20 protein-coding genes, 2 pseudogenes and 1 riboswitch are annotated in these 25740 nt (G+C 70.3%); of the genes and pseudogenes, 9 read left to right on the top strand and 13 right to left on the bottom strand.

Features of this window, described 5'->3' with window-relative positions; genetic code table 11:
• Positions 1 to 107: 107 nt before the first annotated feature.
• The 3 genes from AB0P24_RS29785 to AB0P24_RS29775 are packed head-to-tail and all read right to left on the bottom strand — an operon-like array spanning position 108 to position 2111.
• Positions 108 to 1238, bottom strand: coding sequence for a cystathionine gamma-lyase (locus AB0P24_RS29785; RefSeq protein WP_365799315.1), 1131 nt, complete (start codon positions 1236 to 1238; stop codon positions 108 to 110).
• Positions 1235 to 1726, bottom strand: a complete 492-nt coding sequence (locus AB0P24_RS29780; protein WP_365799314.1) for a low molecular weight protein-tyrosine-phosphatase — start codon at positions 1724 to 1726, stop codon at positions 1235 to 1237. The genes AB0P24_RS29785 and AB0P24_RS29780 overlap by 4 nt, the downstream gene beginning before the upstream one ends.
• 7 nt (positions 1727 to 1733) lie before the next feature.
• The gene (locus AB0P24_RS29775; protein WP_365799312.1) at positions 1734 to 2111 is read right to left on the bottom strand and encodes a phage holin family protein; all 378 of its coding nucleotides are present in this window, start codon (positions 2109 to 2111) and stop codon (positions 1734 to 1736) included.
• A 59-nt stretch (positions 2112 to 2170) separates the two neighbouring features.
• Between AB0P24_RS29775 and AB0P24_RS29770 the strand changes: the two genes are divergently transcribed.
• The 4 genes from AB0P24_RS29770 to AB0P24_RS29755 all read left to right on the top strand — a co-directional run bounded on the left by AB0P24_RS29770 (position 2171) and on the right by AB0P24_RS29755 (position 4402).
• The gene (locus tag AB0P24_RS29770) at positions 2171 to 2488 is read left to right on the top strand and encodes a cupin domain-containing protein (protein WP_181808054.1); all 318 of its coding nucleotides are present in this window, start codon (positions 2171 to 2173) and stop codon (positions 2486 to 2488) included.
• 165 nt (positions 2489 to 2653) lie between these two features.
• Positions 2654 to 2866, top strand: a complete 213-nt coding sequence (locus tag AB0P24_RS29765) for a DUF5326 family protein (protein ID WP_089100495.1) — start codon at positions 2654 to 2656, stop codon at positions 2864 to 2866.
• A 274-nt stretch (positions 2867 to 3140) separates the two neighbouring features.
• Positions 3141 to 3866, top strand: coding sequence for a helix-turn-helix domain-containing protein (locus AB0P24_RS29760; RefSeq protein WP_365799353.1), 726 nt, complete (start codon positions 3141 to 3143; stop codon positions 3864 to 3866).
• Between the two features lie 98 nt (positions 3867 to 3964).
• Positions 3965 to 4402 (top strand): SsgA family sporulation/cell division regulator, encoded by a 438-nt coding sequence (locus tag AB0P24_RS29755; protein ID WP_365799309.1) that lies wholly within the window; start codon positions 3965 to 3967, stop codon positions 4400 to 4402.
• Positions 4403 to 4577: 175 nt separating this feature from the next.
• Here AB0P24_RS29755 and AB0P24_RS29750 read toward each other — a convergent pair whose 3' ends face one another.
• Entirely contained in the window at positions 4578 to 6134 is a 1557-nt protein-coding gene (locus AB0P24_RS29750; protein ID WP_365799307.1) for a YibE/F family protein, read from the bottom strand.
• 71 nt (positions 6135 to 6205) lie between these two features.
• A riboswitch (TPP riboswitch) is annotated at positions 6206 to 6383 on the top strand.
• Here AB0P24_RS29750 and thiC point away from each other — a divergent pair.
• A complete protein-coding gene (gene thiC / locus AB0P24_RS29745) occupies positions 6376 to 8196 on the top strand; it encodes a phosphomethylpyrimidine synthase ThiC (protein WP_365799305.1) in 1821 nt (606 codons plus the stop codon). (Overlaps the previous riboswitch by 8 nt.)
• A gap of 485 nt (positions 8197 to 8681) precedes the next feature.
• On the opposite strand, the gene AB0P24_RS29740 is transcribed toward thiC, so the two are convergent.
• The 3 genes from AB0P24_RS29740 to AB0P24_RS29730 form a co-directional block, all read right to left on the bottom strand.
• Complete coding sequence (locus AB0P24_RS29740) at positions 8682 to 9551, bottom strand: hypothetical protein (protein WP_365799304.1); 870 nt, start codon at positions 9549 to 9551, stop codon at positions 8682 to 8684.
• 181 nt (positions 9552 to 9732) lie between these two features.
• Positions 9733 to 10821 (bottom strand): metallophosphoesterase, encoded by a 1089-nt coding sequence (locus tag AB0P24_RS29735; RefSeq protein ID WP_365799302.1) that lies wholly within the window; start codon positions 10819 to 10821, stop codon positions 9733 to 9735.
• Between the two features lie 255 nt (positions 10822 to 11076).
• Positions 11077 to 12189: a LacI family DNA-binding transcriptional regulator gene (locus AB0P24_RS29730; RefSeq protein WP_365799300.1), complete on the bottom strand. Its 1113-nt coding sequence runs from the start codon at positions 12187 to 12189 to the stop codon at positions 11077 to 11079.
• 470 nt (positions 12190 to 12659) lie between these two features.
• Here AB0P24_RS29730 and hisC point away from each other — a divergent pair, with 470 nt between their 5' ends.
• The 4 genes from hisC to cydD all read left to right on the top strand — a co-directional run bounded on the left by hisC (position 12660) and on the right by cydD (position 20226).
• On the top strand, positions 12660 to 13739 hold the full coding sequence (gene hisC, locus AB0P24_RS29725) for a histidinol-phosphate transaminase (protein WP_365799298.1): 1080 nt from the start codon (positions 12660 to 12662) through the stop codon (positions 13737 to 13739).
• Between the two features lie 273 nt (positions 13740 to 14012).
• Positions 14013 to 15521 carry a cytochrome ubiquinol oxidase subunit I gene (locus AB0P24_RS29720; RefSeq protein WP_365799296.1) on the top strand — a complete coding sequence of 503 codons (1509 nt, stop codon included), beginning with the start codon at positions 14013 to 14015 and terminating at the stop codon, positions 15519 to 15521.
• Positions 15522 to 15539: 18 nt separating this feature from the next.
• A complete protein-coding gene (cydB, locus tag AB0P24_RS29715; RefSeq protein ID WP_365799294.1) occupies positions 15540 to 16547 on the top strand; it encodes a cytochrome d ubiquinol oxidase subunit II in 1008 nt (335 codons plus the stop codon).
• Positions 16548 to 16629: 82 nt separating this feature from the next.
• Positions 16630 to 20226 carry a thiol reductant ABC exporter subunit CydD gene (gene cydD, locus AB0P24_RS29710; RefSeq protein WP_365799292.1) on the top strand — a complete coding sequence of 1199 codons (3597 nt, stop codon included), beginning with the start codon at positions 16630 to 16632 and terminating at the stop codon, positions 20224 to 20226.
• Positions 20227 to 20246: 20 nt separating this feature from the next.
• Here the strand turns inward: cydD and AB0P24_RS29705 are convergent, their stop codons facing one another.
• The 6 genes and pseudogenes from AB0P24_RS29705 to AB0P24_RS29680 form a co-directional block, all read right to left on the bottom strand.
• Positions 20247 to 21134, bottom strand: a complete 888-nt coding sequence (locus AB0P24_RS29705) for an HAD hydrolase family protein (RefSeq protein ID WP_365799290.1) — start codon at positions 21132 to 21134, stop codon at positions 20247 to 20249.
• Positions 21135 to 21248: 114 nt separating this feature from the next.
• Entirely contained in the window at positions 21249 to 22151 is a 903-nt protein-coding gene (locus AB0P24_RS29700; RefSeq protein WP_365799288.1) for an LLM class flavin-dependent oxidoreductase, read from the bottom strand.
• 220 nt (positions 22152 to 22371) lie between these two features.
• Entirely contained in the window at positions 22372 to 22947 is a 576-nt protein-coding gene (locus tag AB0P24_RS29695; RefSeq protein WP_365799286.1) for an RNA 2'-phosphotransferase, read from the bottom strand.
• A gap of 121 nt (positions 22948 to 23068) precedes the next feature.
• Positions 23069 to 23559, bottom strand: a pseudogene (locus AB0P24_RS29690) (MerR family transcriptional regulator); the annotation flags it as partial.
• Positions 23560 to 23680: 121 nt separating this feature from the next.
• Complete coding sequence (locus AB0P24_RS29685; RefSeq protein WP_365799284.1) at positions 23681 to 25441, bottom strand: SDR family oxidoreductase; 1761 nt, start codon at positions 25439 to 25441, stop codon at positions 23681 to 23683.
• Positions 25438 to 25565, bottom strand: a pseudogene (locus AB0P24_RS29680) (Xaa-Pro aminopeptidase); the annotation flags it as partial. The gene AB0P24_RS29685 and the pseudogene AB0P24_RS29680, both read right to left, overlap by 4 nt.
• Positions 25566 to 25740: the final 175 nt, after the last annotated feature.

Genomic DNA, 25740 nt, shown 5'->3' with positions numbered 1-25740 from the left:
GTCGCGCGGTTCTTGCACACGAGAACCGGGACGGTCCGAGCGACGAGGGGGGATGCTCGGACCGTCCGTCATGCGTAGCCGGTCCCGTGGGGGCGTCCGTAATCCGGTCACCGGTCCGACCCGTCGAGCGCGCGCAGCACATCGGTCACGAGATCATCGGGGTCCTCGGCCCCGACCGACAGCCGGATGAAGCCCTCCGGTACATCGTCCCCGCCCCAGCGCCGCCGCCGCTCGGCCGTGGAACGCACCCCGCCGAAGCTCGTCGCGTCGTCGACCAGCCGCAGCGCCCGGAGAAAACGCTCGGCACGCGCGCGTGTGGGCAGCGTGAAGGAGATGACCGAGCCGTAGCGGCGCATCTGCTGCGAGGCGATCTTGTGCGCGGGGTCGTCGGACAGCCCGGGGTAGCGCAGCCCGGTCACCTCGGGCCGCTCGCGCAGCGCCTCCGCCAGCAGCAGGGCGGTCGCGTTCTGCCGGTCCACCCGCAACTGGAGGGTGGCCAGGGAGCGATGGGCCAGCCAGGCCTCCATGGGCCCGGAGATCGCCCCGATGATCTTGCGCCAGCGGCGTACGGCCGCCATGGCCGCCGTGTCGCGCCCGGTGACGTATCCCAGCAGCACGTCCCCGTGGCCGGTGAGCTGCTTGGTGCCGCTGGCCATGGAGAAGTCGGCGCCCAGCGCCAGCGGCCGCTGGCCGAGCGGAGTGGCGAGGGTGTTGTCGACGGCGACGAGGGCGCCACGCGCGTGTGCCGCCCCGGCGAGCCGCCGGATGTCGCAGACGTCGAGCCCGGGATTGCACGGCGACTCGATCAGCAGCAGCTTCGCCCCGTCCAGGACGTCGAGCTGGGCGTCGCCGGCGGTGGGCGCGGTGCGCACCTCGATGCCGTACGCCTCCAGCTGGGCGCGGAGCAGGGGCAGCACCTGGTAGCCGTCGGAGGGCAGGACGACCGCGTCCCCGGCGCTCAGCTGGGAAAAGAGCACCGCCGCGATGGCCGCCACACCGGAGGCGAACACCAGCGTCTCGACGTCCTCGCCGGGCGCCTCCAACTCGCCGATGGCCCGTTCCAGGTGGGTCCAGGTCGGGTTCTCGTCGCGCCCGTAGGCGTACGGGCCGCTCACCTCACCCGGCAGATGGAAGTGCGCGGCGAAGACCGGCCCGGGCAGGGTCGGCTCGTTCTTGACCGGCTCGGGCAGCCCCGCACGCACCGCGCGCGTGCCCTCGCCCATGACCGCCTCGCTCATGCCGCCGTTCCCTCCACTTCGTCCCGCACGGCGGCGAGCAGGCCCTCGCTCGCCGCCTCCACCATCTCAAGACACTCCTCGAAGCCGTCCAGACCGCCGTAGTACGGATCCGGTACGTCCACGTCGTCGCCCGCGGCCGGGTCGTACGAGCGCAGCAGGCGTACCTTGCGCGCGTCCTCCTCGGTGGGGGCGAGGCGGCGCAGGGCCTTGAGATGGCCGGAGTCGAGGGCGATCACGAGGTCGAGGCGGGCGAACCAGGACGCCTGGAACTGGCGTGCGATGTGGTCGCTGTCGTAGCCGTGCTCCCTGAGAACGCGAACAGTGCGCGGGTCGGCGCCGTCGCCCTCGTGCCAGCCGCCGGTGCCGGCGCTGTCGGCGTCGACACGGTCGTCGAGCCCGGCCTCGGTGAGGCGGGCACGAAAGACGGATTCGGCCATCGGGGAACGGCAGATGTTGCCGGTGCAGACGAAGCAGACGCGGTAGGTCATCAGGTGCTCAGTCCGTGTCGGGAAGGATCATGTTGAGGGCCCAGGACACGATCGAGATGATCAGACCGCCCAGGACGGCCGTCCAGAACCCCTCCACGTGGAAGCTCAGGTCGAGCTTGTCGCACACCCAGGACGTCAGCAGCAGCATCAGCGCGTTGACCACCAGGGTGATCAGGCCGAGGGTGAGGATGAACAGCGGGAAGGTCAGGATCTTGACGATCGGCTTGACCAGGAAGTTCACCAGGCCGAAGACCAGGGCCACCAGGATCAGCGTCCAGACCTTCTTGGCGGTGCTGTCGCCGGTCAGGGTGATCTTGTCGAGCAGCCACACGGCGACCGCCAGGGCGCCCGCGTTGGCGATCGTCTTGACTACGAAATTCATCATGTGTCTGATCGTGGCAGAAGAGATCGGATACGAGCAGTGGGGCGAGGGCGACAAACGCGATGAAGGCATTCCGGCTGGACGAACTGGAGGCGGAACGCGCCGCCAACGACGGGGCCTATCTGCAGTTCCTGCGGGAGCGGAACATGTCGGTCGGCCTCTACGCCCTCGACGCGGGCTCGCACGACCCGCAGCAGCCGCACAACCAGGACGAGGTCTACTTCGTGGTCAGCGGCCGTGCCGCGATCACCGTCGGCCTGGAGACCACGCAGGTGGCGCGGGGCAGCGTGGTGTACGTGCCGGCCGGGGTGGCCCACAAGTTCCATCACATCAGCGAGGATCTGCGGGTCCTGGTCGTCTTCTCTCCCCCCGAGGCCTGACCTCGGCCCTCGGGGTTCCCTAGGGGAAGGGTCAGGGGAGGACAAGGGATCCGGGGCCCCCGTACGACCCCTTCGCGGCTCTAGCATCGGGTGCAGGACATCGCATCGTGCGGGACGCACGAGACCGTACGTGCCGGAGCGCACGAGAAGGCGGAGGACAGGGCAATGCGAGAGATCTTCACAGGTCTGCCGTGGTGGGTGAAGTGGATCGCGGTGCCGGTCATCGCGCTGGTGGTGTTCGGCGGTCTCATCACGGCCGTGATCAGCTGGGTGGTCTTCCTGCTCTTCAAGTTGCTGATCTTCGTGGCGCTGGTCGGCGGACTGATCTACATCGTGCGGAAGTTCATGTCGAACTCCTCGTCGAAGAGCGACTGGTGAGACCTGTGGGAATCGGTGACCGGTAACAGGAATCACCGGTTCCCTCGGGGGAGGGAAGTTTCCCGCAGGGGCCGACCGAGAGCGGCGGCGGACGGTTAGAGTCGCTGACCCCCTCGCGCTCCGGGAGTGACCCTTGGCCACGCTTGACGCCGCCCCCGTACCCACGGAACTTCCCCCACCCCCGATCCAACGCCGTTCCGGCACGCCGCCCGTGCAGCGGCCGGCCGCCCCGGCCGGCCCCGCACAGCCGCATTCGGCCACCCTCATCGGCTCCGTGCAGCGTGCGATGCGCCTGCTGGAGTGCGTCGCCGGACACGAACACGGTGCCCCCGCCAAACAACTGGCCCGGGAGACCGGCCTCGCCCTGCCCACCGCCTACCACCTGCTGCGCACCCTGGTCCACGAGGGCTACCTGCGCCGTGACAAGGGGCTGTTCTTCCTCGGTGAGGCGGCGGAGCGGCTGAGCAGCAGTGGAGCGCAGCAGAAACGTCGCAGCACGGTCGTCGACACCCTCGCCCACTGGCGGGACTCGATCGGAGTCCCGGTGTACTACGCCCTGTACCGGGACGGCGAGATCGAGGTCATGTGCGTCTCCGACTCCCCGGGGGCCCCGGCGGTCGAGGAGTGGGCCGACTTCCGCGAGACCGGACACGCGCACGCCGTCGGCCAGTGTCTCCTCTCCCAGTTGGACGAGGACGTCCGCCGCGATCATCTCGGCCGCTATCCCGTGCGACCCCTCACCCCGTACACGGTTCGTGACGGCCAGGCGCTGCTGCGACGGCTGGAGCGGACGCGGCGGATGGACCCGGTGGTGGAACGCCAGGAGTACACGCTGGGGACGGTCTGTGCGGCGATCCCCCTCACCGTCGGCACCACGGCCGCCACGATCGCCATCTCCCTCCCCCTCCACCAGGCCGACCGGCTGCTGCCGGCCGTGCGGCAGTTGCAGGCCGAAGTAGGCCGGCATCTGGGGTCCCTGGCGCTCGCTATCAGTATCTGAAAACTCACTCCTTGTGATCTGCTGTGTACTTTCAGCAAGATTTGACCACCATCAAGGGATAAATCCCGGCCAGTCGGTGTCATATGACGGGGTAGGCAATGCGCGAGTCCGTACAAGCAGAAGTCATGATGAGCTTTCTCGTCTCGGAGGAGCTCTCCTTCCGCATCCCCGTGGAGTTGCGCTACGAGACCTGTGATCCCTATGCCGTCCGGCTCACCTTCCACCTGCCCGGGGACGCGCCGGTGACCTGGGCCTTCGGCCGGGAGCTCCTCATCGACGGGGTGGGGCGGCCGTGCGGCGAGGGAGATGTGCACATCGCGCCCGCCGACTCCGAGGTGCTGGGCGAGGTGCTGATCCGGCTTCAGGTCGGCGGCGACCAGGCGATGTTCCGGTCCTCCGCGCCGCCGCTGGTGGCTTTCCTCGACCGTACGGACAAGCTGGTGCCGCTCGGTCAGGAGGGCTCCCTCGCCGACTTCGACGCCCACCTGGACGAGGCTCTGGACCGCATCCTGGCCGAGGAACAGAGCGCCGGCTGAAGCGTTACGGCACGGGGCGCGCACCGCTCCGCCGAGACGCGTGGGGACGCGCAGGAACGCTTCTGCGCGTCCGCGAGACCTGCCTGCGGTCCGGTGACGCCGACGGCTCGTCTCGTCACCCGCGCCGTTGGCGTCTCACCCGCGCCGTCCGTGCCTCACCCGCGCCGTCCGTGCCTCACCGCTTCCGGCGCCGCCCCCGTCCACCGCGCGCCGAGGCCGGCGCGGTCGCCCCGGCTGACGCGGCCTCCATGGCCGCGGACGTCTCCGTGCCCGGCCGGTCGGCCGACACCACCAGGGCCGCGAGCAGCGTGGTGACCGGCACCGAGGCGACCAGGCCGATCGAGCCGACCAGCGTGCGCACGATCTCCTCGGCGACCAGTTCGCTGTTGGCGACCGCGGCCACACTGCTCTGCGCGATCGAGAAGAGCAGCAGCAGCGGCAGCGCGGCGCCCGCGTAGGCCAGGACGAGGGTGTTGACGACGGAGGCGATGTGGTCGCGGCCGATGCGGATGCCCGCCCGGTACAGCCCGCGCCAGCCCATCGTCGGGTTGGCTTCGTGCAGTTCCCAGACGGCCGAGGTCTGGGTCACCGTCACGTCGTCCAGGACACCCAGCGAGCCGATGATGACACCGGCCAGCAGCAGACCGCTCATGTCGATCGACGGATACAGGCCGTGGATCAGGCCGGTGCTGTCGTCGGTGTTGCCGGTGAGCGCGGCCCAGTCGATGAACTCCGAGCCGAGCAGGCCGATCAGGCACAGCGAGACCAGCGTGCCGAGCACCGCGACCGAGGTCCGGGCGGACAGCCCGTGGCACATGTACAGGGCGATCAGCATGATGGCGCTCGACCCGACCACCGCCACCAGCAGCGGATTCGAGCCCTGCAGGACCGCCGGCAGGATGAACAGGGTCAGCACCAGGAAGCTGACGGCCAGCGCGACCAGCGCCATCACACCGCGCAGCCGGCCCACCACCACGACGGCGAGCGCGAAGATCCCGGCCAGCAGGGCCATCGGGAACTTCCGGTTCACGTCGGTGACCGAGTACTGCAGATCCTTGGGCGCGGAGGGCTCGTACGCGGCCACGACCTTCTCGCCCTCGTGCAACTGCCGCGACTGGTCGGGCTGCACGATCTCGGTGAACGTACGGCCCTTGTCCTTGCCGGCGTCGACCCGGACCGTGGCCTTCTTGCAGCTGCCACCGTCCTCCTGCTTCGAGGAGGTGCCGTCGGCGGTGGAGGTGTCGCCGATCGAGCCGCTTCCGGAGGCGTTGACCGACTTGCAGCTGACCGAGACGACCTTGGTGACCGTAGCCGCCTGTGTCTGGCGGTCGAAGCCGACCCCCGTGCGCTCGTGCGGCGGAGCACCGCCGGGCCACAGCACCACCAGACCGACCACGACCGCGGCGGTGAAGGGGATGAGGATCGCCGCGATGACCTTGCGCAGATGCTTCGAGACGGGTGCGGCGGGGCCATGGCTGTGGCTGTGTCCGTGCGAATGACCTGGGGCCTGGCCGTGGGCCGAGCGGTCATGGGGCCGGCCGGGGCCGTGGGGGTGGCCGTTTTCGTCATGGTGGGCGTGCCCGGCAGTGTGTTCGTGGTCGTACCGCCCGCCCTGCCCGTGGATGTGGCCGTCACCGGCACCATGGCCCCCCTGGCCGGGTCCGCCGCCCGGCGAGGCGCCGTTGCCGTGCCGCGGCTCGGGGGGCGGAGGGTGCTGCTGTGTCGAGGTCACCGCCCGATCATCGCAAGAACGGCAGGGGCCCTCTGTTCACCGCGCCCGAATTGACGCTAGCGTGGAGGCACCTTTGCACACGCGGGAGCTCGGAGCACCGGGCTGAGAGGGCGCTGACCTCCGTATTCGCGATGTTTCACGTGGAACGAGTGATGTTTCACAGGAAACGCCGCCCGACGGAAGCCGCTGCGTCGACCGCCGAACCTGTTACCGGGTAATGCCGGCGTAGGGAGTAGGTCTCATGACCAACAAGGACGCACGCACGCCTGCCTCCAGTCGGGACGAACAGCCCATTGCGGGCGAACCGTCCCGGGGGGTCGGGAAGTCCATCGGCTGGCACAAGGGGTATGTCGAGGGCTCCCGCCCCGATCTGCGGGTGCCGGTCCGTCAGGTGCACCTCACCAACGGGCGGTCGGTCACGCTCTACGACACCTCAGGCCCGTACACCGATCCGCTCGTCGAGACCGACGTCCGCAGGGGCCTGCCGCCGCTGCGGGAGAACTGGATCATCGCCCGCGGCGACACCGCGGAGTACGTGGGCCGGCCCGTCCGTCCCGAGGACGACGGAATCAAGCACACCTCGCCGCGCGGAGGCCTGCGCAACCTGGACGCGGTCTTCCCGGGCCGCCCACGCCAGCCGCGGCGCGGCCGGGACGGCGAGGCGGTGACGCAGCTCGCGTACGCCCGCCGGGGCGAGATCACCCCGGAGATGGAGTACGTGGCCATCCGCGAGAACGTTTCTCCCGAGGTGGTCCGCGAAGAGATCGCGGCGGGCAGGGCCGTACTGCCCGCCAACGTCAACCACCCGGAGATCGAGCCGATGATCATCGGCAAGCGGTTCCTGGTGAAGGTCAACGCCAACATCGGCAACTCCGCGGTCACTTCCTCCATCGAAGAGGAGGTCGAGAAGATGACCTGGGCGACCCGCTGGGGCGCCGACACCGTCATGGACCTCTCCACCGGCCGCAACATCCACACCACCCGCGAGTGGGTGCTGCGCAACTCCCCCGTCCCCATCGGCACGGTGCCGCTCTACCAGGCCCTGGAGAAGGTCGACGGCAGGGCCGAGGAACTGACCTGGGAGATCTACAAGGACACGGTCGTCGAACAGGCCGAGCAGGGCGTCGACTACATGACCGTGCACGCGGGCGTGCGCCTGCCGTACGTGCCGCTCACCGCCAACCGCAAGACCGGCATCGTCTCGCGCGGCGGCTCGATCATGGCGGCCTGGTGCCTCGCGCACCACAAGGAGTCGTTCCTGTACGAGAACTTCGAGGAACTCTGCGAGATCCTCGCCGCCTACGACGTCACGTACTCCCTGGGCGACGGTCTGCGCCCCGGCTCCGTCGCGGACGCCAACGACGAAGCACAGTTCGCGGAACTGCGCACGCTCGGGGAACTCAACCGGATCGCCAGGCGTTTCAATGTACAGACCATGATCGAAGGCCCGGGCCATGTCCCGATGCACAAGATCAAGGAGAACATCGACCTTCAGCAGGAGATCTGCGATGAAGCTCCGTTCTATACGCTCGGCCCGCTGACCACGGACGTCGCACCGGCGTACGACCACATCACCTCCGGCATCGGCGCCGCGATGATCGCCTGGTGGGGCACGGCGATGCTCTGCTACGTCACCCCCAAGGAGCACCTGGGCCTGCCCAACCGGGACGACGTCAAGACCGGCGTCATCACCTACAAGATCGCCGCGCACGCGGCCGACCTCGCCAAGGGCCACCCGGGCGCGCAGGAGTGGGACGACGCGCTCTCCGACGCCCGCTTCGAGTTCCGGTGGGAGGACCAGTTCAACCTCGCCCTGGACCCGGACACGGCCCGTGAGTTCCACGACGAGACGCTTCCGGCGGAGCCGGCGAAGACGGCCCACTTCTGTTCGATGTGCGGCCCGAAGTTCTGCTCGATGAAGATCAGTCAAAGCATCACGGCGCGGTTCGGTGGTGCGGCGGCTGACGGAGCGTCTCCTGAGGAGGTCGCGGAGGGCATGCTCCAGAAGTCGAAGGAGTTCGCGGCGAGCGGAAACCGGGTCTACCTGCCGATCGCGGACTGACCGGGGGCCCGGGAGCGTGCCGGAGCCCAGGGAAGCGGGTTCCGGCACGTGCCCTGGCTGTCGGGCGTGCCAGGCCCCGCCGTGGGTCCAGGCCGTGGTCCAGGCCGTACGCGGCCGGTGCGGGTGGGTGCAGGCCGAGTGCGCTCACGGCGGGCCGATCCTGCGGGATCCGGACCGGCTCGAAGTCTGGACGGCGCGGCGTCGAAGGGGCTGACGGCTGACGCAGACCCCGCGCGCTGAAGCGGGAGAAACCGCTGACCCGCATGGTGTAGCCGACGGTGCGGCCGCGGGTGGAGTACCGGCTGACCGGGCTGGAGCGGGAGGCGGTCGGGCTCGTGCAGCGCATCACCGACTGGTCGCAGGCGAACGTGGCGCCATGGGGGCGGTACGGCAGGAGTTCGACGGGTGCGCCGCCCGTCAGCCCCCGGCGTGGCCTCGTAGACCGGGTGTCCGGCCTGCGCCCCCAGGCCGGGGGCGCGGGCCGGTTATTCCGGCTGGTGTTCCGGGCCTCCGAAGTCCGGGCTGGTGTAGTCCGGGCTGGTGAAGCTCGGGCGGGGGGCGGGGGCGGCGCCGTCGTCGGTGCTGAAGCCGGGGCGGTCGTAACCGAGACGCGGCATCCGGCCCGCCGGGCCCGACGGAGCGGTCCTGCGCAGTCCGGCCGCGCCGGTGTCGGCGGCCAGCGCTTCCCGCAGGAAGGGCAGGATGCCGCGCTCCAGCAGGGCGTCCCGCCAGGCCTCCCGGGCCCTGGCCACCTCCCCGCCGGGTTCGCCGTAGGCTCCGGCCTCCAGCGAGGGGCTGTTGCGCAGTGCGGTGAGCAGCAGTCCCGCGCCGGCCATGACAATGGTGGCCGCGGTCACGGCGCCGAACACCCAGCCCGCGGTGAGCATGGTCTGGGCGAACGCCGGGGCCGGGTCCAGCATCTTCAGGACGTAGCCGACGAGCAGGAAGATCGCCGCGGCGGTGCCGGCGAGGACGGGCGCCAGGACCAGGGCGAGGGCGAAGCCTCCGGCGCCGGTGGTCTCGGCGGCCTCGCCGAGGGTGGTGGCGAGCCCCATCGCGCCGCCCGGGCCCGGCTCCGCGGAGCCGTAGTCCTGGACGGTGGCCGGGGTGGACCGCGCCGGATTGCGCAGTTCCTCGCGGACCTTCACATAGTGCTGGTACTCGGTCGCCGCGGCCGCCGTGATCAGTGTGGTGGCGTTGAGCGCCATGGTGCGCAGCTGTTCGGTGTTCAAACGCCGGCCTATACCGGCCAGTTCGGGACGGTACTGGGCGGAGCGCAGCGCCTCATCGAGGATCCGCTCGTATTCCTGGCGGTCCTCGCTGTGCAGGTGCTGCGGAACGCTGTTCATGTGCATCCCCCGATGCTCCGTAGGGCTGGTGGCTCGCACGCCGGCGAGCCGTCGGGCAGAAACGGAGGGGAGCCTGCTACGGATAAACCGATGGTAGAGCCGTTACGGCACGCGGTGACAGGGGGTTGCCGGAAATTGGGGGTGGCCCGCGTGTGACGTCGGGAGGACGGAACAGCCCGGCGAACGCTCAGGTGTCCAGTGGAAGTTGCCTCACCAGCAGCTTTCCGGCCATGGTCACGCCGCCGTCCATGGCGATGGCCAGCCCGTCGGCGTAGATGTGCGGCCCCTCCACAACCGGGCCGGTGCCCTCTTCGCCGTCCTCGGAGCCGACTTCGCCCAGCAGATAGGGAATGGGGCTGTGTCCGTGAACGATACGGGTACCGCCGTACGTATCGAGAAGGGAACGGACGGCGTCTGCACCCCCCTCGTCGCGGAAGGAGAAGCGCTTGGTGAATTTACGGAACAGATCCCAGACTTCGTCCGCGTCATTACGCGTGATGGTCTCGCGGACCGTGTCGTTGACCGCCTCGATCGAGTCGCCGTAGTCGAGGTAGGCGGTGGTGTCCGAGTGGACCAGCAGGTAGCCGTCGACTGCCTCGACGGCGTCCAGGCGCGCCATCCACTGGAGGTGGTGGTCCTGGAGCCGGTCCATGTCGGTCTTCTGGCCGCCGTTGAGCAGCCAGGCCGCCTGGAAGGTGGCGGTGCCCGCGCCGGAGTTGACGGGCGTGTCGCCGAACCGCTTGGCGCCGAGCAGCAGCAGCTCGTGGTTGCCCATGAGGGCCTTGCAGTAGCCGCCGGCCGCGGCTGCCTCGGCGGACAGCCGCATCACCAGGTCGATGACGCCGATGCCGTCCGGACCCCGGTCGGTGAAGTCGCCGAGGAACCACAGCCGGGCGGTGCCCGCACACCAGTGGCCGTCCGCGTCGATCAGGCCCTGCTCACGCAGCGCGGCGACCAGCTCGTCGAAGTAACCGTGCACGTCACCGACGACGTACAGCGGGCCGGGGCCGTTTCCGGGCTGCGCGGCCGGGTCCGCGGCCGGCTGGACGGGCATCTGGAGCGTGTCGCCGCGGTTGATGACGGGCAGGTCCCGCTGGGTGGGCGTGTACCCGTCCGGATATCCCTCGGGGTACACGTCATCGAGGGGCGGGACGACATCGCCGGGGTGGGTGCTGGGGGCGTACGGGCCGGTCTCGTTGACGTACCCGGGCACCCGGAAGTCGCGCAACGTCGCCGTCCGCTCCGCCTCGGGTCCCTGACCGGCCCCCTGAGTCATCAGACCCCTCCACCATCGCGCCGCCTCTGCACCGCTTCGGACTGCCTGGTCGCAGCGGCCCGCGGTGTCGTGGGCCCATCATAGGAATGCCCGTCGCGCCGTGTGATGACCCAGGGGTGGTGAATCCGGGCAGGACTCCAGTTCAGCGTGGCTTTCGCCCCGGTTGGGCAGGGCTTCGACCACCCGCCGTTCAGCTGCCGGCCGCCGTCGGACGACGCCCGGCGGCCCGGCCGCCCCGCTCTCCGCGCGCTCGTGCTACTCCTCCTCCGGTGCCCGCGGCGGGCTGACCGTGGTGCGCTGCGGGCGTCGCTGGGAGGAGGTACGCACGATCAGTTCGGTCGGTATCACCTGTTCGACCGGCTGGTCCGAATCGACGCCTTCGATCGCGTCGATGAGCAACTGCACCACGGCCGTGCCGATGCGGCGCGGCTTGAGGGAGAGCGTGGTGATGGGCGGCTCGGTGTTGGCGTACACCGTCGACTCGCTGCAGCACACCAGGAGCAGGTCGTCGGGGACGCGCAGCCCGTAGCGGCGGGCGGCGGCCAGCAGGTCGGTGCCGTTGGGGTCGAAGAGGCCGTAGACGGCGTCGGGGCGGTCCGGGCGGGCGAGCAGCCGGTCGGCGGCGACGGCGCCGGCGCACGGGTCGTGCGCCGGGTACGCCTCGTAGACCGGGTCCTGGCCGACGCGCTCGCACCAGCGCAGGTAGGCGGTGGTCGACAGGTGCGTGTACGTGTCCGTCGTGGTGCCGGTGAGCAGTCCGATCCGGCGGGCGCCCGCGTCGGCGAGATGGTCGAGGATGCCGAGGACGGCGGCCTCGTGGTCGTTGTCCACCCAGGCGGTGACCGGGAGCGCGCCGGCCGGGCGGCCGTCGGAGACCACCGGCAGCCCCTGCCGGACGAGCTCGCTGACCACCGGGTCCTGGTCGGAGGGGTCGATGACGACCGTGCCGTCCAGGGCGACGTTCGACCACACGTCGTGGCGTGAGGTCGCGGGGAGGATCACGAGGGCGTAGCCGCGGGCGAGCGCGGCCGAGGTGGCGGCCCGCGCCATCTCGGCGAAGTACGCGAACTCGGTGAAGGTGAAAGGTTCATCCCCGTACGTCGTCACGGTCAGGCCGATGAGTCCCGACTTGCCGGTACGGAGGGTGCGGGCGGCGGCCGAGGGGCGGTAGCCCAGCCGGTCGGCGACCTCGCGGACGTGGCGCCGGGTGGCATCCGGGAGCCGGCCCTTGCCGTTCAGGGCGTCGGAGACGGTCGTGATGGAGACTCCGGCGGCGGCGGCCACGTCTCTGATGCCGGCCCGGCCCGGCCGGCTGCCTCGCCGAGAGGTTTCCGCGCGGCTCACCTGGTGCTTCCCTGCTGCTGTCATGGCGAGCCGATAGTAGGGCTCATGCGGTGGGGTAGTGCGGACGCATATGCACGCGTTAACAGGCACGTTTCTGCAAGGCCAATGGGGGTCAACTGCCTTAGAAAGAAAGTCAGTTGAACGATCCAATGGTGAGACGTGACGTGTCGGCAGGGATGGGCCTGCCAAGTGCCCGATGTTTCGAAGAGGTCTCAACTCACCTGCACGGGTGATGCGCGCCAGGGCGTGAGCCACCGGCGCGTAGATATATGTAGGGCGCGCCCCCGATAAATGCGCCTTCGTGTGGTGATGCCCGTGATGCCTGTGGGGCGGATGAGGTTCGCGGTCTCGGTTCCTCGCCCACCGGCTGGTGCGCCGCTCCGGCTCAGCGCGCGCTCTTCCGCTGTACGCGGCGGGGCCCAATCCTCATAAGGTGAGCAGTATTGGATGCCGGCGGCGCGGACGGTCCGCCGGTGGTCGCGAGGAGGACTGCGGTGAGCGAGACGAGCCCCAAGCTGCGCGCCGAGCTGGAGGGTATCCCCACCTACAAGCCGGGCAAGCCGGCGGCGGCCGACGGACCGGTCGCGTACAAGCTCTCCTCCAACGAGAACCCCTATCCCCCGCTCCCCGGCGTGATGGAGTCGGTCACCGCGGCCGCCTCCTCCTTCAACCGCTACCCGGACATGGCGTGCACGGCGCTGATGAACGAGCTCTCGGACCGCTTCGGCGTCCCGCTCACCCACCTCGCCACCGGCACCGGCTCGGTCGGTGTCGCCCAGCAGCTGGTCCAGGCCACCAGCGGCCCCGGCGACGAGGTGATGTACGCCTGGCGGTCCTTCGAGGCGTACCCGATCATCACGCAGATCAGCGGTGCCCGGTCGGTCCAGGTGCCGCTCACGCCCGGTGATGTGCACGACCTGGACGCGATGGCGGACGCCGTCACCGACCGCACCCGCCTGATCTTCGTCTGCAACCCCAACAACCCGACCGGTACGGTCGTGAAGCGGGCCGAGCTGGAGCGGTTCCTGGACCGGGTGCCGAGGGACGTGCTGGTGGTGCTCGACGAGGCCTACCGGGAGTTCATCCGCGACCCCGAAGTGCCTGACGGCGTCGAGATCTACCGCGAGCGGCCGAACGTCTGTGTGCTGCGGACCTTCTCCAAGGCCTACGGCCTCGCCGGACTGCGCGTCGGCTTCGCGATCGCTCATGAACCGGTGGCGGCCGCGCTGCGCAAGACGGCGGTCCCCTTCGGTGTGAGCCAGCTCGCCCAGGAGGCGGCGATCGCCTCGCTGCGGGCCGAGGACGAGCTGCTCGGCCGGGTCGGCTCGCTGGTGTGCGAGCGGCAGCGCGTGGTCGCAGGGCTGCGCGGCCAGGACTGGACGGTGCCCGAGACCCAGGCCAACTTCGTGTGGCTGCGGCTGGGGGAGCGCACGACCGCCTTCGCGCAGCTCTGCGAGGAGCACGGCGTGGTCGTCCGGCCGTTCCCGGGTGAGGGTGTGCGGGTGACGGTCGGCGAGACCGAGGCGAACGACATCTTCCTGAAGGTGGCTGAGGCCTTCCGCAAGGAGCTGTAGCGCCGGCGGGGCGAGTGGGGTCTTCCCGCCGTCCCCGGGATTCACGCGCGTACGGGGTCGCACGGCCGAGATGAGGGCCGGGCGGCCCCGTACGCGCGTCCAGAAGGTGCCGAACGGCCCAAGTGCGACCCCCCTTCGAGCTTCGACAATCAGTGCGTCATAATGGTTTGTGAATGTGAATGCATTCACAAGCGTGTCCCATTAGTCCCGTGATGCACGCGACAAAAGGGGCAGAGTGCCGCTGTATCACGGCGACGTAAGGAGACTGACGACGTGTACCTGGCTCTGGCGCCGGAGACACTGGCGCGCTGGCAGTTCGGCATCACCACCGTCTACCACTTCCTGTTCGTCCCCCTGACGATCTCGCTGGCCGCCCTCACGGCCGGCCTGCAGACCGCCTGGGTGCGCACGGAGAAGGAGAAGTACCTCAGGGCGACCAAGTTCTGGGGCAAGCTCTTCCTGATCAACATCGCGATGGGTGTGGTCACCGGCATCGTGCAGGAGTTCCAGTTCGGCATGAACTGGTCCGACTACTCGCGCTTCGTCGGTGACATCTTCGGTGCCCCGCTCGCCTTCGAGGCCCTGATCGCCTTCTTCTTCGAGTCCACCTTCATCGGGCTGTGGATCTTCGGCTGGGACAAGCTGCCCAAGAAGATCCACCTGGCCTGCATATGGATGGTCTCCATCGGCACGATCCTGTCCGCGTACTTCATCCTCGCGGCCAACTCGTGGATGCAGCACCCCGTCGGCTACAAGATCGACAAGGCGAAGGGGCGTGCCGAACTCACCGACTTCCTGGCCGTCCTCACCCAGAACACCACGGTGGCCCAGGTCTTCCACACGCTGTCCGCGTCCTTCCTGACCGGCGGCGCGTTCATGATCGGTATCGCCGCCTTCCACCTGTTCCGCAAGAAGCACATCAGTGTGATGAAGACCTCGCTGCGGCTCGGTCTGGTCACCGTCGTCATCGCCGGCCTGCTCACCGCGATCAGCGGTGACACCCTCGGCAAGGTCATGTTCAAGCAGCAGCCGATGAAGATGGCCGCCGCCGAGGCCCTGTGGGACGGCCAGGACTCGGCGCCCTTCTCGATCTTCGCCTACGGCGACGTCAGCAAGGGCCACAACACCGTCGAACTCTCGGTCCCCGGCCTGCTGTCGTTCCTGGCCGATGGCAACTTCAACTCGCACGTCCCCGGTATCAACGACACCAACAAGGCCGAGCAGCAGAAGTACGGCACCGGCGACTACCGGCCCATCATCCCCGTCACCTTCTGGGCCTTCCGCTGGATGATCGGCTTCGGCATGGCGTCCTTCGCCATCGGCCTCGCCGGGCTCTGGCTGACCCGCAAGAAGTTCATGCTGCCGCAGCACCTGAGGGTCGGTGAGGACGAGGTGCCGAACCTGGTCCTCTTCAAGAACAAGGCGCTCAGCCCCAAGCTCGGCAGGCTGTACTGGCTGGCGGCGATCTGGACGCTCGGCTTCCCGCTGATCGCCAACTCCTGGGGCTGGATCTTCACCGAGATGGGCCGTCAGCCCTGGGCCGTCTACGGCGTCCTGACGACCAGCGCCGCGGTCTCCCCCGGGGTCTCCCAGACGGAGATCCTCATATCGATGATCACCTTCACCGCGCTGTACGCCGTCCTCGCCGTCGTCGAGGTCAAGCTGCTCGTGAAGTACGTGAAGGCCGGCCCGCCGGAGCTCACCGACGACGATCTCAACCCGCCCACGAAGATCGGCGGCGAGACCCGTGACGCCGACAAGCCGATGGCCTTCTCGTACTAGGCCGAGGGAGACGCAGTCATGGAACTTCACGACGTCTGGTTCGTCCTGATCGCCGTCCTGTGGATCGGCTACTTCTTCCTGGAGGGCTTCGACTTCGGGGTCGGCATCCTCACCAAGCTGCTAGCCCGGGACCGCCTGGAGAAGCGGGTGCTGATCAACACGATCGGCCCGGTCTGGGACGGCAACGAGGTGTGGCTGCTCACCGCGGGTGGCGCGACCTTCGCCGCCTTTCCCGAGTGGTACGCCACGCTCTTCTCCGGCTTCTACCTGCCGCTGCTGGTCATCCTGGTCTGCCTGATCGTCCGGGGCGTCGCCTTCGAGTACCGGGCGAAGCGGCCCGAGGAGAACTGGCAGCGCAACTGGGAGACCGCGATCTTCTGGACCTCGCTGGTCCCGGCGTTCCTGTGGGGAGTGGCCTTCGGGAACATCGTGCACGGTGTGAAGATCGACCGGAACTTCGAGTACGTCGGCACCTTCTGGAACCTGCTCAACCCGTACGCCCTGCTCGGCGGACTGGTGACGCTGACCTTGTTCACCTTCCACGGCGCGGTGTTCACCGCGCTCAAGACGGTCGGCGACATCCGGGTACGGGCGCGGAAGCTGGCGACCAAGGTCGGTGTCCTCACCGCCGCGCTGGCACTGGTCTTCCTGCTGTGGACCCAGATCGACAGCGGTGACGGCAAGAGCCTGGTGGCGCTGGTGGTGGCGGTCGTCGCACTGCTGGCCGCCCTCGGGGCCAACCTGCGGGGTCGCGAGGGATGGGCGTTCGCCCTGTCCGGCGTGACCATCGTGGCCGCCGTGGCGATGCTCTTCCTGTCGCTCTTCCCGAATGTCATGCCGTCGTCGCTCAACGGCGACTGGAGCCTCACGGTCACCAACGCCTCGTCGAGTCCCTACACCCTGAAGATCATGACGTGGCTGGCCGCGATCGCCACGCCGCTCGTCCTGCTCTACCAGGGATGGACCTACTGGGTGTTCCGCAAGCGGATCGGCACGCAGCACATAGCGGCCGAAGCCGCCCACTGAGTCCGAGGGGAGGGTGTCTCATGGTGCTGATCGCGTTGGTTCGTGATGTTTCACGTGAAACACCCTCTCCGGGCCGAAGGGCATGTTTCACGTGAAACCAATCGATCCCCGGCTGCTGCGCTACGCCCGTGCCACCCGCCTCTTTCTGGTGGCCGTCGTCGGCCTCGGTGCCGTCGGCGCCGGGCTGGTCATCGCTCAGGCCATGCTCATCGCCGAGGTAGTGGTCGGTGCCTTCCAGCACGGTCATTCGGTCTCCGAACTGCGCACGCCCCTGCTGCTGTTGGCGGCCGTGGCGGTCGGCCGCGCGCTGGTCTCCTGGCTCACCGAGCTGGCCGCGCACCGGGCGAGCGCGGCGGTCAAGTCCGAGCTGCGGGGGCGTCTTCTCGACCGGGCGGTGGCGCTCGGTCCCGGCTGGCTGAGCGGCCAGCGGACCGGGTCACTGGTCACCCTCGCCACGCGCGGTGTCGACGCCCTCGACGACTACTTCTCGCGCTACCTGCCGCAGTTGGGGTTGGCGGTGGTCGTGCCGGTCGCGGTGCTGGCGCGGATCGTCACCGAGGACTGGGTGTCCGCGGCGATCATCGTCGGAACCCTCCCGCTGATCCCGCTCTTCATGGTGTTGATCGGCTGGGCCACCCAGTCCCGGATGGACCGTCAGTGGCAGCTGCTGTCCCGGCTCTCCGGCCACTTCCTCGACGTGGTCGCCGGGCTGCCCACGCTGAAGGTGTTCGGCCGGGCCAAGGCGCAGGCCGAGTCCATCCGCCGGATCACCGGCGAGTACCGGCAGGCGACCATGCGGACCCTGCGGATCGCCTTCCTCTCCTCCTTCGCTCTGGAACTGCTCGCCACGCTGTCGGTGGCGCTGGTCGCCGTGACCATCGGCATGCGGCTCGTGCACGGCGACATGGACCTGTACATCGGGCTGGTCATCCTGGTGCTGGCGCCCGAGGCGTATCTGCCGTTGCGGCAGGTGGGCGCCCAGTTTCACGCGGCGGCGGAGGGGCTGGCGGCGGCGGAGGAGATCTTCGCTGTGCTGGAGACACCGCTGCCGGCGTCCGGGGCGGGTGCGGTGCCTTCCGTCGCTTCCCTGGCCTTCGAGGGAGTGACGGTCCGCTACCCGGGACGGTCGGCGGACGCGGTCACCGACGTCTCGTTCACCGTCGAACCAGGGGAGACGGTCGCGCTGGTCGGCCCGAGCGGCGTGGGCAAGTCGACGCTGCTGAGCGTGCTGCTGGGGTTCGTACGGCCGGCGCAGGGGCGGGTGCGGGTCGGGGGAGCCGACCTCGCCGGCCTCGACCTGGAGGAGTGGCGGTCGCGGATCGCGTGGGTGCCGCAGCGGCCCCATCTCTACGCCGGGACGATTGCCGAGAACGTACGGCTGGCGCGTCCCGACGCGGACGACGACGCCGTCCGGGGGGCGTTGCGGGACGCGGGGGCGCTGGAGTTCGTGGATGCGCTGCCGGAGGGAGCGGAGACGGTTCTCGGGGAGGACGGGGCCGGGCTCTCCGCCGGGCAGCGGCAGCGACTGGCGTTGGCGCGGGCGTTTCTGGCCGACCGGCCTGTGCTGCTGCTGGATGAGCCGACGGCCGCGCTGGACGGGGCGACCGAGGCGGAGGTGGTGGCGGCGGTACGGCGGCTCTCCGTGGGACGGACCGTGTTGCTGGTGGTGCACCGGCCGGCGCTGCTCTCGGCGGCGTCCCGGGTGGTGCGCCTCTCCGGCAGCGAGATCCCCAGTGGGCTTCGCCCCACGGATCCCCAGAATCTTTGCCCATCCACCACCGGACTCGATCAGTTCGAAGGCGAGGCCGCGGAGCGGCTCGGTCGTGCGGAGAGCGGGACGACAGACCGACCAGATCAGCTGGAGGGTGAGGCCGCGCAGGGGCTCGGGCTGCCTGTGGGTGGTCCCGTGGAGGCGGTGGCCGAGGGCGGGCGGAGTGTTCTTGGGCGGGTGCGTGCCGCTTCCGGGGCCCGGCGGGGACGGTTGCTGCTCGCGCTGCTGCTCGGAGCTCTCGCGCTCGGCAGCGCTGTCGGGCTGATGGCGACCTCCGGGTGGTTGATCTCGCGGGCCTCGCAGGAGCCGCCGGTGCTGTATCTGATGGTTGCCGTGACGGCCACGCGGGCCTTCGGGATCGGGCGGGCCGTGTTCCGGTACGGCGAGCGGCTGGTGTCGCACGACGCCGTGCTGCGGATGCTGGCCGAGACGCGGGTCGCCGTGTACCGGCGGCTGGAGCGGCTCGCGCCCGCCGGGCTGCGGACGACCAGGCGGGGTGACCTGCTCACACGGCTGGTCGCCGATGTGGACGCGCTACAGGACTACTGGCTGCGGTGGCTGCTGCCTGCCGGGGTCGCGCTGGCCGTCTCCGCGGGGTCCGTGGCGTTCACGGCCTGGTTGCTGCCCGAGGCCGGTGCCGCGCTCGCGGTGGGGCTGCTGGCGGCCGGTGTCGGTGTTCCGCTGGTGACCTCCGCGGTGGCCCGGCGGGCCGAGCACCGGCTGGCGCCCGCTCGTGGACTGCTCGCGACGCGGGTGACCGACCTGCTCACCGGCACCGCCGAGCTGACGGTCGCCGGCGCGCTGCCCGCCCGTACCGACGAGGCCCGGCGGGCCGACGGCACGCTCACCCGGATCGCCTCGCGGGGAGCCACGGCCACCGCGCTCGGTGACGGGCTGACCGCACTGCTGACCGGCCTGACCGTCGTGGCCACCGCGCTGCTGGGCGCCCAGGCGGTCGCCGACGGCTGGCTGAGCGGGGTGACGATGGCGGTCGTCGTCCTCACTCCGCTGGCCGCCTTCGAGGCCGTACTGGGGCTGCCGTTGGCCGCGCGGCACCGGCAGCGGGTGCGCAGGAGCGCCGAGCGGGTCTACGAGGTGCTGGACGCGCCCGAGCCGGTACGCGAGCCGGAGCGGCCGCGGCAGGCGCCCGCCGCGCCCTTCCCCGTCGTGCTGAAGGGCCTGACGGCTCGGTACCCGGGGCAGTCGAGGGATGCGCTCGACGACGTGGACCTCGCCCTGCACGAGGGGCGCAGGGTCGCCGTGGTGGGTGCGTCCGGCGCCGGCAAGTCGACGCTCGCGCAGGTCCTGCTGAGGTTCCTCGACCCGGCCGCGGGCTCCTACACGCTCGCCGGCGTGGACGCGTACGGCATGGACAGCGATGACGTGCGGCGGCTGGTCGGGCTGTGCGCCCAGGACGCGCACCTCTTCGACAGTTCCGTACGCGAGAACCTCCTGCTCGCCCGGAAGGACGCCACCGAGGAGGACCTGCGCGACGTGCTGGGCCGGGCCCGGCTGCTCGACTGGGTGGACGGGCTGCCCGACGGGCTCGACACCCTGGTCGGCGAGCACGGGGCGCGGCTCTCCGGCGGGCAGCGGCAGCGGCTGGCGCTCGCCCGGGCACTGCTCGCCGACTTCCCGGTGCTCGTGCTGGACGAGCCCGCCGAGCATCTCGACCTGCCCACGGCCGACGCGCTCACCGCGGATCTGCTGGCCGCCACCGAGGGCCGTACGACGCTGCTCATCACGCACCGGCTGGCGGGCCTGGAGGCCGTGGACGAGGTGATCGTCCTCGACGCCGGCCGGGTGGTGCAGCGCGGGACCTACCTGGAACTCGCCGCCGGAGCCGGACCGCTGCGTGACCTGGCGGAGCGGGAGGCGGCGGCGCAGTCGTCGGCGGGAGCGCGGTAGTCCGGCCGCGGCGGCCGGTCTCAGGCGCGGGCGGCCAGCATCTCCTCGATCACGACGGCCACTCCGTCCTCGTTGTTGGCGACCGTACGGCCGGAGGCGGCGGCGACGGCGGCGGGGTGGGCGTTGCCCATGGCGTAGGACTGGCCGGCCCAGGTCAGCATCTCGACGTCGTTGGGCATGTCGCCGAAGGCCACGACCTCCTCGTGCGAGATGCCGCGCTCGGCGCACTCCAGGGCGAGCGTGCTGGCCTTGGAGACGCCCGGGCCGCTGATCTCCAGCAGGGCGCTGGGGCTGGACCGGGTGACGGTGGCGAGGTCGCCGACGGCCAGGCGGGCGAGGCTGAGGAAGGCGTCCGGGTCGAGGGCGGGGTGGTAGGCGAGGACCTTGAGCACGGGCTCGCCGGCGCTCGGACCGTCGGTCGCCAGGATCTCCTCGGCCGGCAGCAGATGGTCCGGTATCTCCAGGTGCAGCTTGGGATAGGCCGGCTCCTGGTGGAAGCCGTACGTCTGCTCGATCGCGTACACCGTGCCGGGCGCGGCGTCGCGCAGCAGGCGTACGGCGTCCAGCGCGTTCCCCCTCGCCAGGTCGCGCACCTTCACGAAGCGGTGGGCGCCGGGGCCGCCGTGCAGGTCGACCACGGCCGCGCCGTTGCCGCAGATCGCCAGGCCGTGGCCGTGGACGTGGTCGCTGACGACATCCATCCAGCGGGCCGGGCGGCCGGTGACGAAGAAGACCTGGACACCCGCCTCCTCGGCGGCGGCCAGCGCGGCGACCGTCCTCGGGGAGACCGACTTGTCGTCGCGCAGCAGGGTGCCGTCGAGATCGGTGGCGATCAGCCGGGGCGGGGTCGCGAAGGCAGGGGTCTCGGGCTGTCGGGTCGCTGAGGTCACCGGCCCATTCTCGCGCATATGCCCGCACGGCCGGGCAGGCGTGCGCACAGATGAGACACAGACGACTCCACGACGCCGCCACCGCCGCCCTGTTCAGCTGTGCTGCCCAGCCGGGCAGCACGTGCACGATGTTCAGCCCAGCTGGCCCAGGGCCTCCATGGCGATCAGCTCGAAGACCTTCTCCTCGGCCGCGAACATCGAGTCCGGGACGGGCCAGTGGATCACCAGCTCGGTGAAGCCCAGCTCCTGGTAACGGCCCGCGAAGTCCACGAAGGCGTCCAGGGATTCCAGTGGACGGCCGCGGTCGGGGGTGAACCCGGTCAGCAGGACCTTGTCCAGCTCCGCGGCGTCCCGGCCGGTCGCCGCGCAGGTCTCGACGAGCTTGCCCAGCTGTCCGCGCAGTGCCTCGAACGACTGCTCGGGCGTGCCCGTCTCGTACAGCTTCGGGTCACCGGTGGTCACCCACGCCTGGCCGTACCGCGCGGCCAGCCTCAGCCCGCGCGGGCCGGTGGCGGCCACCGCGAAGGGCAGCCGGGGCCGCTGCACGCAGCCCGGGATGTTGCGTGCCTCGGTGGCTGAGTAGAACCCGCCCTGGTAGGTCACGGCATCCTCGGTGAGCAGTTGGTCGAGCAGTGCCACGAACTCCGCGAACCGGTCGGCCCGTTCCCGCGGGGTCCACGGCTCCTGGCCCAGGGCGGTGGCGTCGAAGCCGGTGCCGCCGGCGCCGATGCCGAGCGTCACCCGGCCGTCGGAGACGTCGTCGAGGGAGATCAACTCCTTGGCGAGCGTCACCGGATGCCGGAAGTTCGGCGAGGTGACCAGTGTGCCCAGCCGCATCCGGTCGGTGACGGAGGCGGCGGCGGTCAGCGTCGGTATCGCACCGAACCACGGCCCGTCGCGGAAGCTGCGCCAGGACAGGTGGTCGTACGTGTACGCGGTGTGGAAGCCCAGCTCCTCCGCGCGCGTCCAGGCGGAACGGCCGCCCTCGCTCCAGCGGCGGTACGGGAGGATCACGGTGCTCAGACGCAGACTCATGGGTCCGAGACTAAGGGGACCCGCTGTCAGCGGACGAAACGGTCACCGACCGGGGGAGAAACGGTCACCGTGGGCGGCTGCTCAGCCACGGCGTGAGCAGGTGGGCGGCGAGGTACTCCTCGTGCGTGCGGTTCCCGGGCAGCGGCACGACCAGCGAGGCCGCGGGCGGGAAGCGGCGGGCCCGGGCCCGGAGTGGTCCACACCACTCATGACGCAGGGGTCAGTGCGGATCGGGGAAACGCAGATAGCGTGGCGGTACGGCCTGTGTCAGCCACACCCCGTTCGCGCTGACGTGGAAGACGTACCCGTCCCGGTGCATCGCGCCCGCGTCGACCGACAGCACGATCGGGCGCCCGCGCCGGGCACCGACCCGCGTCGCGGTCTCCCAGTCCGCCGACAGATGCACGTCGTGCCTGTTCATCGGGCTGAGGCCCGCGCTCCGGATCGCGTCCAGGTTCCGCGCGACGGTGCCGTGGTAGAGGTACGGCGGCGGGGTCGCCGGGGGCAGTCCGAGGTCGACGTCGATGCTGTGGCCCTGGCTGGCGCGGATCCGGGTGCCTTCGATCGCGAACCGCTGCTTGTCGTTGGCGGCGACGACGTGGTCCAGTTCCTCGCGGGTGACCGGGAAGCCGTGTGCGGCTGCCGCCGCGAGCAGCGTGTCGATCTCCACCCAGCCCGCTTCGTCCACGCGGAGCCCGATGCGTTCGGGCTGGTGGCGCAGGTGTTTCGAGAGGTACTTCGACACCTTCACGGTGCGCCGCTCGTCCTGTGCTCCTTCGTTGTGTCTCGCGTTCATGCCACCAGCGTGCCGGGCGAGACGCGGATCACGCAGATATTTTTCTCCGCAGGTTTGATCCACAACCAAGTGCGGTTATCCACAAGGAAATTGGCCGGGCTGTGGACAAGTGCTGGGCGATTCACGGTGGTTCGTCAAGATCGTTAACAGGGCGGTGATCTGCGGCGAAGGCGTCCAAGTGCCCTGCCCTCAGCTCCCGTTCGGCGGCGACGGCGACGGACTCCGCGACACGGTCCGGGCCAACGGGGCGTCGTACGGCCTGAATCGTTTCGGCGCGCAGAGGCACCGAACGCGTCGCGTCCGGGGTTTTCGGCGGCTCCCCCGCGCCGAGGCGTCGGCGCACCTCGCGGGTCGCGAACAGGCGCATGGCACGGGCCAGTTCGGCGTCCACCGTCTGCTGGGCCAGGGGACGAAGGCGGCGTACGAGCGAGGCCGCTTCGGCCGCGCCGACGTCGGTGCGGTGTCCGGGGCGTCGAGGTAGCGGGCGAAGACGTGCTCGGTGGTGAACTCCACGCAACGCAGGGCGATGTGCTCGACCTGAACCCTCAACTCCCGTAGCTCCTCGGCGATCGCGGAGAGGGGGATGCCGGCCGTGTCCAACTCCGCGGCCAGCGGCACGATTACCCGCAGCCATGTAGCCGCGACGACCGGTGGAGCGCCCCGTAGGGGCGTGGAGAACTGTGCGACCAGCCGTCGTCGGCCCGCAGTTGGCCCGCAGTTGGGCCACGACGCGCTACAACTTCGGCTCCACCCTTGCGATTCGCCGCAAAACCCCCGGCGCCAGCCGCGACAGCACTCGCATCCCCCGTGCCTCCGGAGTCACCGGTACCACCGCGCGGTTGTGCGCCACCGCCTCCAGGATCGCCGAAGCCACCTTCTCCGGAGGGTAGTTGCGCATGCCGTACAGCCGGGCGGAGCGCTTCTGCAGGCGTCGTTGTTCTTCCTCGTCGACCCCGGTGAAGCGGGCCGTCGACGTGATGTCGGTGTTGATGAAGCCGGGGCAGATCGCCGTCACCCCGATGCGCCGGGAGGCGAGTTCGGCGCGCAGGCACTCGGACAGCATCAGGACCGCCGCCTTGGAGGTGCTGTAGGCGGGCAGGGCGCGGGAGGGCTGGTACGCGGCGGCCGAGGCGACGTTCACGATGTGGCCGCCCTGGGCGCGTTCTGCCATCCGGGCGCCGAAGAGGCGGCAACCGTGGATGACACCCCAGAGGTTGACGTCCAGGACCTGGCGCCAGTCCTCCGTCGTCGTCGTGAAGAAGGATCCCGACAGGCCGATGCCCGCGTTGTTGACCAGCACGTCCAGGACGCCGTACTCGCGGTGGACCTTCTCCGCGAGTTTCTCCATGGCCTGTTCGTCGGAGACGTCGGCGGTCTCGGCCCACGCGTCCGCCGCGCCGGCTTGCCGGGACAGCTCGGCGGTACGGGCGGCCGCCTCCGCGTCCCGGTCCACCGCCACCACCCGCGCGCCCGCCTCCGCGAACGCGCACGCCGTCGCCCGCCCGATACCGCTGCCCGCGCCGGTGACCAGGACCAACTGGCCCCCGAACCGCTGGGCATGGCGGTCGGCGGGCTTCGGCTCCGCCTCCCGGCCGCCCTCCACCGACATCACGAACTCCTCGATCCAGGACGCCACCTGGTCCGGCCGGGTGCGTGGGATCCAGTGCTTGTCGGGCAGGGTGCGGCGGGTGAGCCGGGGCACCCAGCGCTCCAGATCGTCGTAGAGCCGCTCGGAGAGGAACGCGTCGCCGAGGGGCGTGATGAGCTGCACGGGCGCGTGCGCGTACGCGTCCTCGCGCGGGCGGCGCAGCCGGGCCCGAACGTTGTCGCGGTACAGCCAGGCGCCGTGTGCCGCGTCGGAGGGCAGGGAGGCCGTCGGGTAGTTCCCTGCGGGCAGCCTCTCGGACCGTCGCAGGATCCTCGGCCAGGCCTTGCCGAGGGGGCCGCGCCAGGCCAGTTCGGGCAGGGCGGGGGTGTGCAGCAGGTACACGTACCAGGACCTGGCGCCCTGGCCGAGGAGCTGGCCCACCCGCCGGGGCGTGGGGCGTTGCACGCGCGCGTTGATCCAGTGCCCGAAGTGGTCCAGGGACGGCCCGGACATCGACGTGAAAGAGGCGATACGGCCCTGAGTACGCCCCACCGTGACGAACTCCCAGGACTGCACCGAGCCCCAGTCGTGGCCGACGAGGTGCACCGGGCGGTCCGGGCTGACCTCGTCGATCACCGCCAGGAAGTCGTCCGTGAGCTTGGCGAGGGTGAAGCCGCCGCGCAGGGGCTTCGGGGCGGTGGAACGGCCGTGGCCGCGGACGTCGTACAGGACGACGTGGAAGCGGGCGGCGAGCCGGGGCGCGACCTGGGACCACACTTCCTTGCTGTCCGGGTAGCCGTGGACGAGGACGACCGTCGGGGCCGCCGGGTCGCCCAGCTCCGCCACGCACAGGTCGACGCCGCCCGTACGCACCCGTCGCTCGCGCGCGCCTTCGATGTCCGTCACCCGTCCTCCGTCCAGCGCCGCGTGTGCGGCAGATCGTCGTCCAGCCAGAAGGCACTCTGCTCGGGGGCCCGGGAGTCGGTGACCACGAGGTCTCGTCGAACTCGGCGCCCGTGCCCCTGAAGCCGGTCCGGCGCCGCCGGCCACCGCGCCTCGCCCATCCCTCGCCCCGTCGACTGCGGTACGTGCCCGTAACGTGACACTGGCGAATGTGACAGTTGTTAGAGATGACGTCAATGGGCGCGATGCGGCCTGTGGATAACTCTGCGTAGCTCTCAAGGAGGGGATTCCCCTAGGGCCCC

The sequence above is a fragment of the Streptomyces sp. NPDC086519 genome (genome assembly GCF_040686075.1).
GTDB lineage: Bacteria > Actinomycetota > Actinomycetes > Streptomycetales > Streptomycetaceae > Streptomyces > Streptomyces shenzhenensis.
The sequence above is the reverse complement of the archived record's forward strand: the minus strand, read 5'-3'. Positions and strand labels throughout refer to the sequence as shown.

What these genes read in the sequence shown, in the direction of transcription:
- AB0P24_RS29785 (WP_365799315.1), bottom strand. Translation starts at nt 1,238, where the DNA reads ATGAGCGAGGCGGTCATGGGCGAGGGCACGCGCGCGGTGCGTGCGGGG.
- AB0P24_RS29780 (WP_365799314.1), bottom strand. Translation starts at nt 1,726, where the DNA reads ATGACCTACCGCGTCTGCTTCGTCTGCACCGGCAACATCTGCCGTTCC.
- AB0P24_RS29775 (WP_365799312.1), bottom strand. Translation starts at nt 2,111, where the DNA reads ATGATGAATTTCGTAGTCAAGACGATCGCCAACGCGGGCGCCCTGGCG.
- AB0P24_RS29770 (WP_181808054.1), top strand. Translation starts at nt 2,171, where the DNA reads ATGAAGGCATTCCGGCTGGACGAACTGGAGGCGGAACGCGCCGCCAAC.
- AB0P24_RS29765 (WP_089100495.1), top strand. Translation starts at nt 2,654, where the DNA reads ATGCGAGAGATCTTCACAGGTCTGCCGTGGTGGGTGAAGTGGATCGCG.
- AB0P24_RS29755 (WP_365799309.1), top strand. Translation starts at nt 3,965, where the DNA reads ATGCGCGAGTCCGTACAAGCAGAAGTCATGATGAGCTTTCTCGTCTCG.
- thiC (WP_365799305.1), top strand. Translation starts at nt 6,376, where the DNA reads ATGACCAACAAGGACGCACGCACGCCTGCCTCCAGTCGGGACGAACAG.
- AB0P24_RS29740 (WP_365799304.1), bottom strand. Translation starts at nt 9,551, where the DNA reads ATGCACATGAACAGCGTTCCGCAGCACCTGCACAGCGAGGACCGCCAG.
- AB0P24_RS29735 (WP_365799302.1), bottom strand. Translation starts at nt 10,821, where the DNA reads ATGACTCAGGGGGCCGGTCAGGGACCCGAGGCGGAGCGGACGGCGACG.
- AB0P24_RS29730 (WP_365799300.1), bottom strand. Translation starts at nt 12,189, where the DNA reads ATGACAGCAGCAGGGAAGCACCAGGTGAGCCGCGCGGAAACCTCTCGG.
- cydB (WP_365799294.1), top strand. Translation starts at nt 15,540, where the DNA reads ATGGAACTTCACGACGTCTGGTTCGTCCTGATCGCCGTCCTGTGGATC.
- cydD (WP_365799292.1), top strand. Translation starts at nt 16,630, where the DNA reads ATGTTTCACGTGAAACCAATCGATCCCCGGCTGCTGCGCTACGCCCGT.
- AB0P24_RS29705 (WP_365799290.1), bottom strand. Translation starts at nt 21,134, where the DNA reads ATGCGCGAGAATGGGCCGGTGACCTCAGCGACCCGACAGCCCGAGACC.
- AB0P24_RS29700 (WP_365799288.1), bottom strand. Translation starts at nt 22,151, where the DNA reads ATGAGTCTGCGTCTGAGCACCGTGATCCTCCCGTACCGCCGCTGGAGC.
- AB0P24_RS29695 (WP_365799286.1), bottom strand. Translation starts at nt 22,947, where the DNA reads ATGAACGCGAGACACAACGAAGGAGCACAGGACGAGCGGCGCACCGTG.